The organism is Pectinatus sottacetonis, assembly GCF_015732155.1.
GTDB classification, from domain to species: Bacteria; Bacillota; Negativicutes; order Selenomonadales; family Selenomonadaceae; genus Pectinatus; species Pectinatus sottacetonis.
Genome location: NZ_WIQK01000001.1, coordinates 2,316,141 through 2,333,121, shown reverse-complemented (window position 1 = coordinate 2,333,121; position 16,981 = coordinate 2,316,141). Strand labels below are relative to the sequence as shown.

Sequence of the window (16,981 nt, the reverse complement as noted above, 5' to 3'; positions counted from 1 at the left end):
AGTATAGCAAAAAAAATATTATTTGTATGTAATTACACGTATAAATAATATTTTGTTTATTTTATTATCTGCATGAAAAGAAAAATCACTAAACCGATGCTGCTGCCTACAATTGATCCATTCATTCTTATCCATACTAAATCCGTTTCTATTTTTGTATAAACCATATTGTTCAGCTGAGTATCATTCATACCCTTCAAGGTACTACGGATGATATCACCAACCATGCTTTGAGCCTGTAAAGCTGAACGGCCTGCAATATCACTAATGAATTTATTTACTATGTTTTTTATAGTGCTGTTATTACGCATAATATACAGACAACGATCAAATTGTTCTACTATAAAATTCTCTATACTGTCTTTTAATTGATTATCTTTTCCTGCCAAACATTCTTGTTTTAACTCTGTACCCCAATCAAATATAAGTTTCGTTAAAATCTCCCGAGACAGAATTTCTTTTTCCAACTGGGTTACATTTTTTTCCCAGATATCCTGTTGCAGCAAATTTCCCACCGTATTATTTATAATATGCCGGATATCTTTATTAATATCACTTGTACTATCACTAATCTGTTCAATTAAACTTAATATCTTTTGCTGAATAAGCTGCGCACATTCCTCATTATTTATAACATCAAACATGTTTCCCAGCGATAGTAAAAATGATGACATGCCTGAACTCATTTTTTCCTGTTGTAGCTGTTGCAATATATTTTTTATATATTTTACCGTATCCTTATCCTTTAATTTATCACGGGCAGCCTGCATTATTTTCCCCAGAAATCTTTGTTGATATTCTTCATTTCTCAAACAATCAGTTAAACTTTTCCGCAGGACAGCACTAACTTCAGTGCCAGCATTTTTTTCCCATATTGATGCATATTGCTCCGAAAGACCTGTCAAATCAAGTTCATACAATCTTTTTTGTAATATTTTTATAAGTTGTCCAGCCATAGTTTTCTTGAGTTTATCATTATCCAGACAAGTAATAATTTTATCGATTATATTAAATGATTTTAATCGCAGGAAAATATTTTTCCTTGAAAAGAATTGCCTCTGCACTAGTCTTACAGTAGCTTCTGCAAAGGCTTCTTTTCGTCGAGGCAGTATAGCTGTATGCCAGGGGATCCCCAATGGTTTCTTAAAAAGTGCCGTAACTGCAAACCAGTCAGCAATTCCGCCAACCAATGCCGCTTCGATACAAAACAAAAAACCCTGGCAAAAAATATTATCAGCATATTTTACTTTTAAAGCCAAAGCCATGACAAACAGGCATGCGGCAATAATCAAGGTTTTATCAGCACGATTAAGTTTTTCCATCAACTGCAAATCCTTTCTACTATATATGATATAGTGTACAATACCATTCCTGCAATTCCACCGACCAAAGAACCATTAATACGTATCATCTGCAAATCTTCATCAACATGTTCTTCGACTAATTTTACAAAACTTTCCGTAGAATAACTATTTAATTTATCTTTCACTATTTCCAATAAAACCGGCATATTATTTTTCACAATAACATTCAATTTCTCTTTCAGCCAGCAGTCAAGTCTTTTTTGCCTACCCTTATCTTCTGCCAGACAGTTTATCTGCCTGTCTATGACGAGATCACTTATATCAATAAATATTTTTAAAACATTCTCAGTACTCTTATACTTATCTATATTAGTTTCTATTTTTTGCCTGATATTCACTGTTTTTATCAGCTTATAACCTATATCATTAATTATACTGTCGTATTTATCGCTGTGTTCTAAATTATTTACAACAAATAATCTGCACCAGTTTTCCAAATTTATCCGCTGCTTATTGCTACTGTTCTTTAATTGTTCTCCATTTAGCAAAAGCTTTTCCTTAACACTTTTTGCCAGCTTTTCATCGTTCAGGTCAAACATACTTATTGCCATTTCCCTGAATGTTGATCCTTCCTTATATTCTTCTCTCACATCATGAAGCACCGCTTGTATTATTAATTCAATTTTTTTATCTGCCAGTATTTTCTGCAGAAAAACATTATATAATTCTATAATCAGGTCAAACTGTGGTCCATTGATAATTTTATATAATAATTTTATAGCAATTTCTTTATATACAGCATCGTGTTTATCCTGCTCTATAACCTTTGCTATAGGAGTAGCTATTTTGTCGATATTTATCTCCTGTATTATTTTAATGATCAAAGGATGTACTGTTTCCTTTAATTTTAATTTGCCAGCGTTCTTGTCCATGTAATCTAAAAACATTTTAGCTAAATCATATTTTTCTATATCCTTCATTATATTATCTGTATTTAGCAAATCCTCACCCACAAAATGTATTATTTCATCCATTATGCGCTCACGATTTTTAGGTATAACAGCCGTACGCCATGATATTCCCAATGGCTTTCTAAAAATTGCCGTAACTGCAAACCAGTCGGCCAATCCTCCGATCATGGCGGCTAAAAAACCATTATGAATAAGATTTAGGATAAATCCTTCCTCATTTATTGTCAATATCATCCCTGCCGTCATAAATATTAATACTATTGTGGCTTGTAATTTTCTGCTCATAATAAACCCTCATACTTTTCACAAATATATAAATAATACTATAATCTTATAACAATATTTCCCCATATGCAAAATATAATAATATTTTACATATAGTAAATGTTCTCTCATTTTCCTCTTATAGACAAATATACTGTGACATGATAGAATATAAAGTAATTATATGATAGATGTAAAATTTTGTTCATTAGGAGGGTTATTATTTGAAATTAACTATTTTAATGATACTAGATGCCATTATCGCAATTGCCCTGATTGCTTCAGTTCTCATGCAGGAGGGGAAAAATGCCGGTATGGGGGGTCTTTCCGGTGAAACCGATACAGTATTCAGTTCCAAAGCCAGAGGACTTGATGCTTTTATGGCTAAGGTAACTGTACTTTTCGCAATTTTATTTGGTATTATAACCATAATAATAGCAAAAATGACCGCATAAAAAACGTTCTCTATCATTACGGTAGAGGACATTTTTTTAATTTATTTTTTAAAAACGTTTTTTTGTCCATACAGCAATATTATTACGGCTCTGCCTATTTCTTTTGCAGCAATTGAAACTGCTTTTACTACAGGTAGGGTTTTATTATAGCAGGATTTTCAGGTCCTGCGAAAACATGTCAGTTTATGCATTCAATTATGCAGCTTATAATATAATACAGTAAATATTTTCTTTTTATCACAAAGGGGGAAATATATTTCATGATATTAAATGGAGCTGAACCATTTTGGCTCAATGGTAATAAACATGGTATCCTGCTTGTACACGGTTTTACCGGCTCACCTTCTGAAATGTCATTACTAGGAAAATATCTCAATCATCTTGGTTATACCGTTATGGCTGTGCGTTTATGCGGACACGGAACAACTCCTGAGGATATAGAACGCACTACATGGAAAGACTGGTATCATTCTGTATGTGATGCCTACTATTTATTAAAGGATTCATGTGAGGATGTTTGTGTCATCGGATTATCTATGGGAGGTGCGCTTTCCTTATTATTGAGTTTGGATTTTCCTATTCAAAAAGTAGTCTCGCTAAGTACACCTGTCTTTATATCTTCAGAACGTGGCCTTGATTTACTGCCGCCGCGTAAATATTCAGCTGGCCTTTATATCCCCAAGGCACACCGCAAATTTGCTACTAATATTGGTTATAATAAAATGTCTTTGGCAGCAGTCCACGAGCTACTTGACTGTATACAATCTTTAAAAAATAATTTACATAAAATACGGCTCCCTGTACTCATAGTGCAAAGTAATAATGACCATACTGTCAATGCTGAAAGTGGTAAATACATCTATGATAATATCAAAAGTCATCATAAACAATTACTGCAATTAAAAAAATCTGGTCATTTAGTAACTCTCGATATAGAAAAAGAATTTGTTTTTGACAAAATAAAAATTTTTTTAACTACTGATTAATTTTACTAACCCCCAACAGGAGAGATTATGGAACTACAACAACGAATTTTATATTATATGAAAAACAATGCTTCTGGACCAGTAAGTGATGAAACTATAGCTGAGGCGCTAAAATTAACCAATGAAGAGTTAATTGAATTATTTTCAGCATTAGATGATTTAGAAAAACAAGGATTAATTGTCTGCAACCGCAATGATCTATACGGCTTGCCTTCACAAATGAATCTTGTTGCCGGTAAATTAAGCATGAATAGTAAGGGATATGGCTTCGTAATTCCACAGGATAATAAAGAAGCACAGCATGGTGATATTTTCATCCCCGCTGCAACGTTAAACTCTGCCATGAACAATGATATTGTCATAGCACGTGTAAGCAATTCCGATTTAGAAAAACGTTCACGTGAAGGTGAAATAATTCGCGTTCTTCATCGGGCCAACAAACAAATTGTCGGTACTTTTGAAAAAAACACTTCCTTCGGCTTTGTTACTCCCGATGACAGTAAAATAACACAGGATATTTTCATTCATAAGCGTAACTTTAATAAAGCTGCTATTGGTACAAAAGTCATAGTAGAAATAACCCGCTGGCCTAAAAAACGACAAAATCCAGAGGGAAAAATCATAAAGGTATTAGGAAAAGCCAATGATCCTGGTATTGATGTATTATCTGTAATCCATCAATATGAACTACCCATGGATTTTCCTATTGAAGTACAAAAGGCTGCCAAAAAAATTCCTATGTCCATCATGTCCAATGAATATACCGAGCGCACAGACAGACGCAATCTACCAATTGTCACTATTGATGGTGATGATGCCAAGGATTTAGATGATGGTGTTTATGCGCAGAAAGTCAATGGTCATTTTCTTTTAGGCGTTTATATTGCCGACGTAAGTCACTATGTACGCGAAAATTCAGCAATTGATTTAGAAGCACGAAAAAGAGGCACCAGTGTATATCTGGTTGATCGAGTTATACCTATGCTCCCCACCTGTCTTTCTAATGGTATATGCAGTTTAAATGCTGGTGAAGACAGACTGTCCATGGCCGCTGAGATGGAAATAAACTCTAATGGTGATGTAATATCTTACAATATATTTCCCACAATAATTCATGTTCATAAACGATTGACCTACAATACTGTGAATAAAATATTAGTCAATAAAGACCAAGAAACAATACAAAATAATCGTGATATATTAGAACTTCTGGATAATCTAAAGCAACTGCGTAAAATACTGAAAGAACGCCGTATTAAACATGGCTCCATAGATTTTAATATTCCAGAAATCAAAGTAAAACTTGACTCAAAAGGATATCCTATTGCCCTTTTAAAACGTGAAGGATCTTTAGGTGAATCCATAATTGAAGAATGTATGCTTATTGCCAATGAAACTGTTGCCCAACATATGGCAAAGAAAAAAACACCTTTTATTTACCGTGTGCATGAACAACCTGACTCAGAAAAAATAAGCACACTGAATAATTTACTAGCGACCTTTAATCTGCATATAAATAAAAATACTAAAACAAATACCATAGATCCCCTTTCTATACAAAAAGTCCTTCATTCCGTTAAAGGTCTTCCCGAGGAAAAAATAATATCTTCTGTAGCACTGCGGACAATGCAGCAAGCTCGTTACAGCGAAGAAAACCTAGGACATTTTGGTCTTGCTGCCCAGTTTTACACCCATTTCACTTCCCCAATACGTCGTTATCCTGATCTTATAGTCCATAGATTATTATCAGCTATACTGCCAACCGGAAAAATATCAATTACCCGTCAAGAACAATTGAAGAAAATATTACCAGGCATAGCACTATCTTCATCCATACGTGAACGTATTGCCGCTGACGCCGAACGTGATACGATAGATATGAAAAAAATAGAATACATGGCACAATTTATCGGCAATGAATTTGATGCCGTAATAAGCGGTGTTACATCATTTGGTATTTTTGTCGAACTTGACAACGGCGTTGAAGGATTAGTTCATGTTTCCAGTATGGCAAATGATTATTACGAATATATAGAAGAACAATATGCGCTGGTAGGACGTCATACAAATACACTCTATCAAATAGGTGGCAGCGTTACAGTTATTCTTATGCGAGCCGATATAAAAGAACGTATCCTTGACTTTGTCTTAAAGGACAATGGTGTCTACAATGATTTTGTCCATAATACACCAGTCCTATCCCATGACAAAAAGCCTGTAAAAGCTAGGATCAAAACAAACAAGCATCCTGTTCATACTAAGAAAAATAAACCATTCCCGCAAAATACCAGTCTTGTTGCCACTAAATTTAGTCATAATCCCGCTCCAAAGGAAAAACATCATAATAAAAAACGAAAAGTCAAAATGCACAAATAGTGCTTTATTGCCAAATATCTTTTTCTAATTATACTAACTAATAGAAAGGACTAATAATTATGCTAAAAAAAGGCAGTAAAATTAAAATTGTTTGTGAAAATAGAAAAGCACGGCATGATTTTTTTATTGAGGAAACATATGAAGCCGGTCTGGTACTTGTAGGCACCGAAGTAAAATCTCTGCGCGAAGGTAAAGCTAACCTAAAAGACAGTTTTGTACTAATAAAAAATGGTGAAGCTGTCCTAGAAAATGTTCATATAAGTCCATATGAACATGGTAATATATTTAACCACGATCCCCTGCGACCCCGCAAGCTTTTACTGCATAAAGCAGAAATCACCAGACTATTTAGTAAGACAAAGGAAAAGGGTCTTACTATCGTTCCCTTAAAAATTTATTTTTCCAAAGGCCGGGCCAAAATAGAAATAGCTCTTGCCACTGGTAAGAAAAATTATGACAAGCGCCAAATCATAGCCGAAAAAACCGCTAAACGCGAAATAGCACGAGCTTTAAAAGAACAACAAAAATATTAAAACAAAAAGCATCATAGCAGTTCAAACTGCTATGATGCTTTTTGTTTTAAAAAAATTACTTTATGTCCAATTCACATAAACTTCATACTTAATAGCTTTTAGCAGCTAATCGCCTGTGTTCCCATCTAGCCATTACCGACAGCGTATAATTCAATGCAAAATAAATCAGTGCCACGCATCCCATAATGATAAACAAATGGCTTGTATCACTGTAACGACCTATAAGAATCATGCTTCTGCCTGTTAATTCTTCCGTTCCTACTGCCCAAACAAAAGAAGAATCCTTTATTACCGTCGTAAACTGAGAAACCATTGCCGGAATAATATTACGATAGGCCTGCGGTAAAATTATATGATAAACTATCTGCCACTTATTAAACCCTTGAGAAAGAGCTGCTTCAAACTGCCCTTTCCCCACAGAATTAATCCCACCGCGTACAATTTCCGCCATAATAGCACCTGTGAAAACAGACATTGCCAGTATTCCTGACATTGTAGGTGGCAGCGGTGTCATAAATCTCGCTATTAATACGCACAGCAGGCAGGGAATATTACGTACAACATCAACATATAAAGCCCCTACTTGTGATACAACAGGGATCTGCAGATAACGGACTATTCCTATCAGCGTTCCCAATATAACACTAAAAATTATCGAGAAAAACCCTATTTCCAGTGTAACTTTAAAGCCACCCATTAGAAATAAAAAATTATTTATTTGAAATAAGTCTGACATAAGATTACACCCCGGCTTTCTTTTCTAATCTATTTATATATTTGCTAATCGCAAAACAAATAATCCAGTAGCAAAGTCCTGTAACAAGATAAGCTGGTCCATAATACATATTATTTCCCGACCATGAATCTGCCTGATACATCAAATCACCGCCGGCAATCATAGCCAGCACGGATGTATTTTTTACCAGATTAATTGCCTGATTAGCCATTGCGGGCAGCATTACTTTTTTAGCCTGAGGTAAAACTATATACCACATGGCCTGCCAATAATTGAATCCCTGGGAAACTGCTGCCTCTAACTGGCCCTTGGAGACTGCCATAATACCGCCTCTGACTACTTCGGCCATATATGCTCCAGTATAAAGCCCGACACCAATAATACCAATAAGAAGTACAGGCATCATTATATGAAGATGTGGCAATGCATTATAGATAAAAATTACTTGGATTACCAAAGGTGTATTTTGAAAAAATTCTACATAAACCCTGTTTATCGCACGCACAAATTTATTGGGAAATACACCGGCGATACCAAAAATTATTCCCAGCATTATTGATAATATCAACGCTCCTATAGTCACTTCCAGCGTAGTAGTCAAGCCTTCAATAAATATATCACGTGCATTAAACAAAGCCTGCCATTTGTACAGTGCAAAGGGATTATTTACATCCATTATTTATTAAGCTTCCATTTAGTTAATAATTTATCCATTTCGCCGGATTCTTTCATTTCTTTAATGGTTTCATTAATAACTTTTGCTAAAGCTTCATTTCCTTTTTTTGTAGCTGCACCATATTGCTGCGGCGCAAACTTATCAGGAAGAATCATAGTCTGATCATCAACATATCCCGCCAGGTTAGATGTATCCATCGCATATGCCGCAGCACGCCCCGCCATTAATGCAGCCTTACATTCTGGATAAGTAGGAAATTCAGCAAATTTTACTTTGATACCCGCTTTTTTAGCAGCATCAGCTACAGCTTTTCTCGTTGTTGCTCCCTGTGGTACTGCAATTGTCTTGCCATTAAGATCTTTGATAGATTTGATATTATCTGATTTTTTCACTAAAAGACCTACTGGGTCGGTATAATAGGGAATACTGAAATCATATTGTTTTTTACGCTGTTCATTTATTGTGTATGTTGCAATAACTGTATCCAGTTCACCGCTGTCAAGTAACGGTCCGCGGGTTTTAGCCACTACTGGCGTAAATTTAACTTTGGATGGATCATTAAATATTTTTTTTGCTACTGCCCTGGCTAGATCAATTTCAAACCCTTCAATTTTTCCTGTATCAGGATTTTTATAACCGAATAAAGGCACATCCACCTTACAACCTACTTTTAAATATCCCCGATCTTTAATTGTCTTCATTATATCATTAGAAGCTGCCTTCCCAGTGTCGTTGTTACTGCCACATCCGGCTGCCAGTAATGAAAAAACTGTCACTGCCGTCAATGCTAATGTCATCAATTTTTTTCTTGATAAAAACATAATAGAACCCTCCTGAATTATAAAATTACGCATCATATAAATAAGTATTATTACAAAAATAAAAAAAATGTGCTCATAAAATTTTACTTAAAAATTGCTGAGCGCGTTCATTTTGTGGACTATCAAAAAAAGCTTTTGGTGTAGCTGTTTCCAAAATCTGTCCATCAGCCATAAATATTACATGATCAGCGACCTCACGGGCAAATCCCATTTCATGTGTAACACAAACCATTGTAATTCCACTATGGGCAAGATCTACCATTACATCAAGAACTTCTTTTATCATTTCTGGATCAAGGGCTGAAGTTGGTTCATCAAACAACATTATCTTAGGATGCATATTAAGTGCTCTAGCTATGGCAACACGCTGCTGCTGACCTCCTGAAAGCTGTGAAGGATAAGCATCAGCTTTATTTTTTAAACCTACTCTATCCAAAAATTCCAGTCCAGTCTGACTGGCCTCGTCTTTCTTTTTTCCCTGCACCAGTATCGGTGCTATAGTTAAATTTTCCAAAACAGTTTTATGAGGATATAAATTAAATTGTTGAAAAACCATAGCTGCTTCCTGACGTATTTTCTTAAGTTGTGCTTTTGCTGCCATTAAGTCAACACCATCAACAATAACTTCGCCAGTATCAGGTTTTTCAAGCTGGTTAATACAGCGTATCATGGTACTTTTTCCTGATCCACTGGGTCCTATGACAACAACTTTTTCCCCTGGTTTGACATGCAAATTTATATCTTTGAGTACATGATTATCCCCAAAATATTTATTGACACCGCGTAATTGAATCATACATGTCTTACCTCCCTTCTGTAAAATTATAAAAAAAAACGCCTAGACCTCTAGTAGGCCATAGCGTCATTGCTTGTGTATGAAATATAGTATAAATCATTAAATAAATTTTGTCAATAAATTAAATCAGTGATATTTATTAATTATTTACATATAATAGTATATAAATAATGCTATTTATTAACTTTAAAATTAATATTTTATTGTTTATTCGTTTAGTTTTATAATTTGAAGAAAAAACATACTGCTAAAAAATGATATCATATTATAAAATTTATTTTTGCTAAATCTGCATAATAAAAAAGCCATCTTTTCCATAAAATAGAAAAATGACTTTTATTATACAAAAACTTCTATTCTTTTATTGGAGGCGACACCCAGATTTGAACTGGGGAATAAAGGTTTTGCAGACCTCTGCCTTACCACTTGGCTATGTCGCCGTTGGAACGTATATTATTATATACATTAAAAGAAGCCTTGTCAATATTTTTTATAAAAAATATTTATAAAACTCTTTTTATAGTAACATATTTTTATGATCATATCCTGACAAAAATACTTCTTCTATTTAAGAACATTAAATACATCCAAACATAATTGACTCTATTTCTCTTAATGGGTATACTATAAATAACATTTACTCACATATTATTTAAGGAGGTTTTCTTTTGAAACACATAATCAGAATATCATTCATTTTGGCAGCTGTGTTTATAACTATAATATCAACTGCATTTGCCGCTCCTGCTACAAAATCCGTTATAATGGATGATTCCTTCGATTTATCTTCCATTCATACTATTGCTATTGCCATGCCAAACTATATCCAAACTAATAATAGTCCTAAAATAGGTGATGTAACCGCTATTCTCGCCCAAAATGGTTTTGATTCAAGACGGCTAAAAAATATAACAATCATCCCTTATTCAGTTATTGCAAACAGTATCAAAAAAGATACAAATATCGATTTACAAAAAGTTGATCGCCATACCGCAGAAAGTGTCTTTCAAAAAAATATAAAAAAATATGCTGATGCCTATCTTGTACTGACTGTCGCCAATAACAGCCGTGTTGTCTTATTCTATGATCTTTATTCCGCTAAAACAAATGATTATCTTTATTCTTATAAAGTTATTGGTGGTGGGCAAAGTGATAATAACTTAAAAAAATACGAAGTATTTAATGATATGTTTTATGATACACTTGCCCAGACAATAAAAGATCAGCACAAATAATTTGTTAACAATAATTATTTATTCAGCTAATACATTTATTATTTTAAGGGGCCATTACATAATGAAACTTTATGCAATGGCCCTTAAAGTATATATTTTATAAGTTTTACAAAGAAACATCTTGCAATTTTATGCATAAAAGTTGTATAATTATAAAAAATAAAGGAGAGGAAATATAAAATGAATGTTAGCATAGTTGGTGCCACTGGTTATGCCGGAGTTGAATTACTACGAATATTTTATAACCATCCTAATATAAATGTTATTCATTTAACTTCTGAGAGCAATACGGGGAAAAAAATTTCTGATATATTTCCTCACTTACGTGGTATTTATGAACATAAACTTTTAAACTTAAAAAACATAGATAGAATTGCTAATGATAGTGATTTTCTGTTCATTTGTCTTCCACATGGTCATGCTATGGAAATAGGCAGACACTTAGAAAATAAATCTATAAGAGTCATAGATCTCGGTGCCGATTATCGTTTTACAGATACAACAGTCTATGAAAAATGGTACAAAGTAAAACATACCTACCAACCTGAATCGCGAGTTTATGGATTGTCAGAAATCCATCGAGCGCAAATAAAAACAGCCAAGTTTATCGGTAATGCCGGCTGTTATACCACAGCCAGTATTTTAGCACTGGCTCCTCTGGTAAAAGAACATCTTATTGATACCGAATCCATCATCATTGACGCTAAATCAGGCATATCAGGTTCTGGCAGATCGGCCAGACAATCGAATCATTTTCCTGAAGTTTATGATAATTTTCAAGCATACAGCGTCGCTTCACATCGTCATACTCCTGAAATTGAACAAGAACTATCTCTTTTAAATAATAAAATTCCAGTCACCCTGACTTTTACACCGCATCTGGTCCCTATGTCACGCGGTATTTTAAGCACCTGCTATGCTAAACTTCTACCCCATGTATCTGATGAAAATATTAATAATGCTTTTAAAAAAATGTATGACAGGGAATTTTTTATCCGTCTGCTTGGTACCACAGCCTATCCGACAACTAAAAATGTACGCGGTTCAAATTTCTGTGAACTAGGTTGGTGTATAGATCGACGAACTGGGATAATAATAATTCTATCGGCCATTGACAATCTGGTCAAAGGTGCTGCTGGACAGGCTGTGCAAAACTTTAATATAGCTTGCGGCTTTGACGAAAAAACAGGATTATTATTTTCTCCTGTATATCCCTAATATTTCTACAATATTATATAAACTAATTATTACTTAGGAGGATCTTCCCATGATAAAAGAAAATAAATCCGGCGTAACTTTTCCTAAAGGATTTAAAGCAGCTGGCGTAAAAGCTGGCATAAAAAAAAGTGGCAATCCTGACCTGGCTGTCATTATAAGTGAAACAGATGCTGTTGCTGCCGGCACTTTCACGCAAAATAAAGTTGCTGCTGCTCCTGTATATGTTTCCAAAAAAGTTATCAGCACCGGTACAGCAACTGCCATAGTGACAAATTCCGGCTGTGCTAATGCCTGCACCGGACAACAGGGTCTTAATGATGCCAATAAAACTACACAAATAGCTGCCCGGGAATTGAATATTAACCCAAATGATGTTATTGTTGCTTCGACCGGCGTTATCGGTGTCACTCTACCCATGGAAAAAATAGAATCCGGTATAAAAAATGCCGTAGCTGCTCTAAGCTCCACTGGCAGTGAAAGTGCTGCCAATGCTATTATAACAACAGATACCTATATAAAATCTCTGACTACTACGATAGAAATAAATGGTAAGGAAGTTCGCATCGGTGCCATAGCCAAAGGAGCTGGAATGATTCAGCCCAATATGGCCACTATGCTTTGTTTCATTACCACCGATGCCAATATAGACCAAGTTCGCCTGCAACTGGCTCTGTCAAGCATCGTAGAAAAATCTTTTAATATGATCTCCGTAGATGGTGATATGAGTACCAATGATATGGTCGTAATTTTAGCTAATGGACAGGCCGGCAATGACAAGATCATCAAAAATGATGAAAACTTTCAACTATTTTATAACGCTTTATCCGAATTATGTACCCAAATGGCACAAAAAGTCGCTGCTGATGGCGAGGGAGCGACAAAATTTATTACAATAAATATCCATAATGCCAAAAATTTTAAAGAAGCTAAAAAAGCCGGTATGTCTGTTGCCAATTCACCTCTAGTAAAAACAGCTTTTTTTGGTGAAGATCCAAACTGGGGCCGTGTTCTTTGTGCCGTAGGCTATTCTGGTGTAGATATTGACCCCGATAAAACAACTGTAAAATTTGGCAATATTCTTATATATGCCAATGGCACTGGAATTCAATTTGATAAAGAGAAGCTTCACAAAGTAATGTCTGAGCATGATATTACTATAGATATTGACATTAATATGGGCAAAACTAATGCTACAGTATGGTCTTGTGACCTATCTTATGAATATGTAAAAATAAATGGTGAATATCATACCTGAGGAGTTGTAACTATTGAAATTTTCCGCTGAAGTCAAGGCTTCTATTTTAGTAGATGCATTACCTTATATCCAGAATTTTTACGGAGAAACTATTATTATAAAATATGGCGGCAACGCTATGATAAATGATGATCTGAAAAACAAGGTAATGCATGACATCGTACTTATGAAATATGTTGGTATAAGACCAATAATAATTCATGGTGGCGGTCCTGATATAACAAATTATCTAAAAAAAATTGGTAAAACATCAAAGTTTATCAACGGACTGCGCGTTACCGACAGGGAAACTGCCGAAATAGCCGAAATGGTTCTTGTCGGCAAAATAAACTCCGAGATTGTCAGCCGCTTAAACAGTCTCAATCTAAAAGCCGTAGGATTAAGCGGTAAAGATGCCAATCTCATTACAGCTTCCCAAAAACACACTTCAGTAAAAAATAAAAATGGCACCATTGAAAAAATAGACATAGGTTTTGTAGGTGAAGTCAAAACCATCAATACTACTTTATTAAATGACCTGCTCGATAGGGATTATGTCCCTGTCATAGCACCAATTGGTGTAGGTGCAGACAATGCAAGCTATAACATAAATGCCGATTATGTAGCTGCCGAAGTAGCTGGAGCAATGCGGGCCAAAAAACTGCTTTTGTTAACAGATATAGAAGGCATATATCGCGATTATACTGATAAGAATACTTTTATCTCTACTTTAAATAAGAGTGAAGCCCAAAAAATGATTAACAATGGCTGTATAAACGGCGGTATGATTCCAAAAGTAGAAGCTTGTCTTCGTGCTTTGGACAAGGGTGCGCAAAAAACCAGCATCATTGATGGAAGACAGGCCCACTCACTGATTTTAGAACTATTTACTTCCCAAGGTATTGGGACAGAAGTAGTAAATGCAAATTAATTATTTAGAAAGGAAATTTTTATGATAGATGCCGATATTTTTGCCAAAGACCAAAAATACTATTTACCAGTTTTTGATCGTTACAAAATAGTATTGGATCATGGAGATGGTCCTTATGTATATGATATCAATGGGAAAAAATACCTCGATTTTCTGGCAGGAATTGCCGTTAATGTACTAGGACATAATTATCCACCCTTAGTAATGGCAATTAGAAATCAAGCTGGGAAAATGATACATTGTTCTAATCTTTATTACACTCAACCACAGGTAGAAGCTGCTAGCCGATTAAGTCATTTAAGTAAAATGAATAAAGTATTTTTTGGCAACTCTGGAGCTGAAGCCAATGAAGGTGCTATAAAATTAGCCAGGAAATACGCCCATATGACCGATAAGGACAAGTCTTTAATAATTTGCGCTAATCACAGCTTTCATGGCCGTACAATAGCTACACTTACTGCTACTGGACAGCCTAAGTATCATCAAGGCTTTGGACCTTTGCCCGATGGTTTTGTCCATGTTGATTATAATAATATTTCCCAGCTGGAAACTATTATAAATGACAAAACATGCGCCGTTATGCTGGAAGCTATTCAGGGAGAGGGAGGCATCCATGTTCCTGACAAAGACTATTTACAAAAAGTCCGTGCTTTGTGCAACAAATACAATGTTTTACTCATTTTTGACGAAATACAATGTGGGATGGGACGAACCGGAACATTCTTTGCTTTTGAACAATTTGGTATTAAAGCTGATATAGTCACTCTTGCCAAAGGTCTTGCCGGTGGAGTCCCCATCGGTGCTTTCATTACCAATGATAAAATTGCCCGAGCCTTTCATCCCGGCGACCACGGAACAACATTCGGCGGCAATCCATTAGCCTGTGCTGCTGCCAATGTAGTTCTCGATGCCATGGAGAATGGTGGATTAATGGAAAATGCTGCCAATATGGGTAAATACCTGATCGAAAGATTGCAAACATTAAAAGAAAAATATCCTTCATTAATCAAACAAGTACGGGGAAAAGGCCTAATGGTAGGTGCCGAATTAAACAAACCCGGTAAAAAAATTGTCGATGAGTGTCTGGAAAAAAATGTTATAATAAATTGTACCGCAGGCAATGTTTTACGGTTTGTTCCTCCTCTCATAATAAAAAAACAACATATTGACAGTCTTATTTTAGTACTTGATAAAGTTTTAGCTGAACATGTATAATATAAGCATTACATTGACATATTGCAGCGAATTATTTTCTCAGCTTTAAAGTGGCTCATAAAGCACCAGCATTAAGCATAAAAGTGTAAAACACATAAGATTTTGCTACATTTATAGCTTATTAATTGCATTAAATAAAAAGCGTCCACCTCTCAACATTAACATAGGATGGACTTATACTACTAACTTTACAACTTATAAAATTCATAAATCATTTATTTATACTTAGGAGGTTTTATATATGCTTTCATGTAAAGATTTATTATCGATACATGATTTGACGACCGATGAAGTGAACGAAATATTGAGTCTGGCGCAGGAATTAAAAACCATGCAAAAAGCTGGTATTGAACATCATATACTAGAAGGTAAGACCTTGGGCATGATCTTTGAAAAATCCTCCACCCGTACTCGTGTTTCTTTTGAAACTGGAATGTACCAATTAGGTGGGCAGGCTCTTTTTCTCTCCAACCGAGATCTGCAGATCGGCCGCGGCGAACCCATAAAAGATACAGCCAGAGTATTGTCACGCTATCTTGATGGAATTATGATCCGTACTTTTGCCCATGATAAAGTAGAAGAATTTGCCCATTATGCTGATATTCCTGTTATAAATGCCTTAACAGATCTACTTCATCCCTGCCAAGCCCTTACTGATTTACTTACTATAAAAGAACATAAAGGACAAAATTTAAAAGGACTAAAAATGACTTATATCGGGGATGGAAACAACATGGCCCATTCCCTGATGTATGCCTGTGCCAAAACAGGAATAAATTTTGTTGCTGCCACACCAAAAAATTATGAGCCAGATACTGATGTGCTGGTAAATGCCAAGGCAGATGCTGCCGAAACAGGTGCCACAATCACTGTTACCAACGATATAACAGCAGCTGCCAAAGATGCTGATATTTTATATACTGATGTCTGGGCAAGCATGGGGCAGGAAGCAGAACATACTGCCCGTACTAAAATTTTCCAGGGCTACCAAATAAATGATGCCATCTTAAAACTTGCTGATAAACGGGCTATGGTCCTTCATTGTCTGCCTGCCCATCGCGGTGAAGAAATAACAGATTCTGTTCTGGAAAAACATGCTGAAGAAATATTTGACGAAGCCGAAAACCGTCTTCATACTCAAAAAGCCATTATGGCTCTTTTAATGGGTGACATATATCATCATTAAGCTTTATATCAACTGATTATTAATAATTAAGGAGCTGTTTATAA

At 35.2% G+C, this 16,981-nt stretch carries 16 protein-coding genes and 1 tRNA gene; 10 read left to right on the top strand and 7 right to left on the bottom strand.

Annotation, left to right across the window (positions count from 1 at the left end; genetic code table 11):
* Positions 1–56: 56 nt before the first annotated feature.
* Together I6760_RS10925 and I6760_RS10920 are read right to left on the bottom strand one after the other, a co-directional pair.
* Positions 57–1,322 carry a DUF445 domain-containing protein gene (locus I6760_RS10925; protein WP_196594454.1) on the bottom strand — a complete coding sequence of 422 codons (1,266 nt, stop codon included), beginning with the start codon at positions 1,320–1,322 and terminating at the stop codon, positions 57–59.
* The gene (locus I6760_RS10920; protein WP_196594453.1) at positions 1,322–2,560 is read right to left on the bottom strand and encodes a DUF445 domain-containing protein; all 1,239 of its coding nucleotides are present in this window, start codon (positions 2,558–2,560) and stop codon (positions 1,322–1,324) included. The genes I6760_RS10925 and I6760_RS10920 overlap by 1 nt, the downstream gene beginning before the upstream one ends.
* Positions 2,561–2,781: 221 nt before the next feature.
* Between I6760_RS10920 and secG the strand changes: the two genes are divergently transcribed.
* The 4 genes from secG to smpB all read left to right on the top strand — a co-directional run bounded on the left by secG (position 2,782) and on the right by smpB (position 6,889).
* A complete protein-coding gene (secG, locus tag I6760_RS10915; RefSeq protein WP_196594865.1) occupies positions 2,782–2,994 on the top strand; it encodes a preprotein translocase subunit SecG in 213 nt (70 codons plus the stop codon).
* 260 nt (positions 2,995–3,254) lie between these two features.
* Complete coding sequence (locus tag I6760_RS10910; protein ID WP_196594452.1) at positions 3,255–3,980, top strand: alpha/beta hydrolase; 726 nt, start codon at positions 3,255–3,257, stop codon at positions 3,978–3,980.
* Positions 3,981–4,007: 27 nt separating this feature from the next.
* A complete protein-coding gene (gene rnr, locus I6760_RS10905; protein WP_196594451.1) occupies positions 4,008–6,356 on the top strand; it encodes a ribonuclease R in 2,349 nt (782 codons plus the stop codon).
* A 59-nt stretch (positions 6,357–6,415) separates the two neighbouring features.
* Positions 6,416–6,889, top strand: a complete 474-nt coding sequence (gene smpB, locus I6760_RS10900) for an SsrA-binding protein SmpB (protein WP_196594450.1) — start codon at positions 6,416–6,418, stop codon at positions 6,887–6,889.
* A gap of 88 nt (positions 6,890–6,977) precedes the next feature.
* Here the strand turns inward: smpB and I6760_RS10895 are convergent, their stop codons facing one another.
* From I6760_RS10895 to I6760_RS10875, 5 genes are all read right to left on the bottom strand, one after another.
* Complete coding sequence (locus tag I6760_RS10895) at positions 6,978–7,625, bottom strand: amino acid ABC transporter permease (RefSeq protein ID WP_196594449.1); 648 nt, start codon at positions 7,623–7,625, stop codon at positions 6,978–6,980.
* 4 nt (positions 7,626–7,629) lie between these two features.
* The gene (locus I6760_RS10890; protein ID WP_196594448.1) at positions 7,630–8,301 is read right to left on the bottom strand and encodes an amino acid ABC transporter permease; all 672 of its coding nucleotides are present in this window, start codon (positions 8,299–8,301) and stop codon (positions 7,630–7,632) included.
* Complete coding sequence (locus I6760_RS10885) at positions 8,301–9,122, bottom strand: transporter substrate-binding domain-containing protein (protein WP_196594447.1); 822 nt, start codon at positions 9,120–9,122, stop codon at positions 8,301–8,303. The genes I6760_RS10890 and I6760_RS10885 overlap by 1 nt, the downstream gene beginning before the upstream one ends.
* Positions 9,123–9,195: 73 nt before the next feature.
* Positions 9,196–9,918, bottom strand: a complete 723-nt coding sequence (locus I6760_RS10880) for an amino acid ABC transporter ATP-binding protein (protein WP_196594446.1) — start codon at positions 9,916–9,918, stop codon at positions 9,196–9,198.
* 365 nt (positions 9,919–10,283) lie between these two features.
* A tRNA-Cys gene (locus I6760_RS10875) sits at positions 10,284–10,358 on the bottom strand.
* Between the two features lie 228 nt (positions 10,359–10,586).
* Between I6760_RS10875 and I6760_RS10870 the strand changes: the two genes are divergently transcribed.
* From I6760_RS10870 to argF, 6 genes are all read left to right on the top strand, one after another.
* On the top strand, positions 10,587–11,153 hold the full coding sequence (locus tag I6760_RS10870) for a hypothetical protein (protein WP_196594445.1): 567 nt from the start codon (positions 10,587–10,589) through the stop codon (positions 11,151–11,153).
* Between the two features lie 180 nt (positions 11,154–11,333).
* Positions 11,334–12,371 (top strand): N-acetyl-gamma-glutamyl-phosphate reductase, encoded by a 1,038-nt coding sequence (gene argC, locus I6760_RS10865; RefSeq protein ID WP_196594444.1) that lies wholly within the window; start codon positions 11,334–11,336, stop codon positions 12,369–12,371.
* A 49-nt stretch (positions 12,372–12,420) separates the two neighbouring features.
* Positions 12,421–13,626 carry a bifunctional glutamate N-acetyltransferase/amino-acid acetyltransferase ArgJ gene (argJ, locus tag I6760_RS10860; RefSeq protein ID WP_196594443.1) on the top strand — a complete coding sequence of 402 codons (1,206 nt, stop codon included), beginning with the start codon at positions 12,421–12,423 and terminating at the stop codon, positions 13,624–13,626.
* Between the two features lie 13 nt (positions 13,627–13,639).
* On the top strand, positions 13,640–14,536 hold the full coding sequence (gene argB, locus I6760_RS10855) for an acetylglutamate kinase (protein ID WP_196594442.1): 897 nt from the start codon (positions 13,640–13,642) through the stop codon (positions 14,534–14,536).
* A 21-nt stretch (positions 14,537–14,557) separates the two neighbouring features.
* Positions 14,558–15,751, top strand: a complete 1,194-nt coding sequence (locus I6760_RS10850; protein WP_196594441.1) for an aspartate aminotransferase family protein — start codon at positions 14,558–14,560, stop codon at positions 15,749–15,751.
* A 241-nt stretch (positions 15,752–15,992) separates the two neighbouring features.
* Positions 15,993–16,937, top strand: a complete 945-nt coding sequence (gene argF, locus I6760_RS10845) for an ornithine carbamoyltransferase (RefSeq protein WP_196594440.1) — start codon at positions 15,993–15,995, stop codon at positions 16,935–16,937.
* Positions 16,938–16,981: the final 44 nt, after the last annotated feature.

Excerpts from the sequence above, each read along its gene's own strand:
- I6760_RS10925 (WP_196594454.1), bottom strand. The coding sequence starts at position 1,322 with ATGGAAAAACTTAATCGTGCTGATAAAACCTTGATTATTGCCGCATGC.
- I6760_RS10920 (WP_196594453.1), bottom strand. The coding sequence starts at position 2,560 with ATGAGCAGAAAATTACAAGCCACAATAGTATTAATATTTATGACGGCA.
- secG (WP_196594865.1), top strand. The coding sequence starts at position 2,782 with ATGATACTAGATGCCATTATCGCAATTGCCCTGATTGCTTCAGTTCTC.
- I6760_RS10910 (WP_196594452.1), top strand. The coding sequence starts at position 3,255 with ATGATATTAAATGGAGCTGAACCATTTTGGCTCAATGGTAATAAACAT.
- rnr (WP_196594451.1), top strand. The coding sequence starts at position 4,008 with ATGGAACTACAACAACGAATTTTATATTATATGAAAAACAATGCTTCT.
- smpB (WP_196594450.1), top strand. The coding sequence starts at position 6,416 with ATGCTAAAAAAAGGCAGTAAAATTAAAATTGTTTGTGAAAATAGAAAA.
- I6760_RS10895 (WP_196594449.1), bottom strand. The coding sequence starts at position 7,625 with ATGTCAGACTTATTTCAAATAAATAATTTTTTATTTCTAATGGGTGGC.
- I6760_RS10890 (WP_196594448.1), bottom strand. The coding sequence starts at position 8,301 with ATGGATGTAAATAATCCCTTTGCACTGTACAAATGGCAGGCTTTGTTT.
- I6760_RS10885 (WP_196594447.1), bottom strand. The coding sequence starts at position 9,122 with ATGTTTTTATCAAGAAAAAAATTGATGACATTAGCATTGACGGCAGTG.
- I6760_RS10880 (WP_196594446.1), bottom strand. The coding sequence starts at position 9,918 with ATGATTCAATTACGCGGTGTCAATAAATATTTTGGGGATAATCATGTA.
- argC (WP_196594444.1), top strand. The coding sequence starts at position 11,334 with ATGAATGTTAGCATAGTTGGTGCCACTGGTTATGCCGGAGTTGAATTA.
- argJ (WP_196594443.1), top strand. The coding sequence starts at position 12,421 with ATGATAAAAGAAAATAAATCCGGCGTAACTTTTCCTAAAGGATTTAAA.
- I6760_RS10850 (WP_196594441.1), top strand. The coding sequence starts at position 14,558 with ATGATAGATGCCGATATTTTTGCCAAAGACCAAAAATACTATTTACCA.
- argF (WP_196594440.1), top strand. The coding sequence starts at position 15,993 with ATGCTTTCATGTAAAGATTTATTATCGATACATGATTTGACGACCGAT.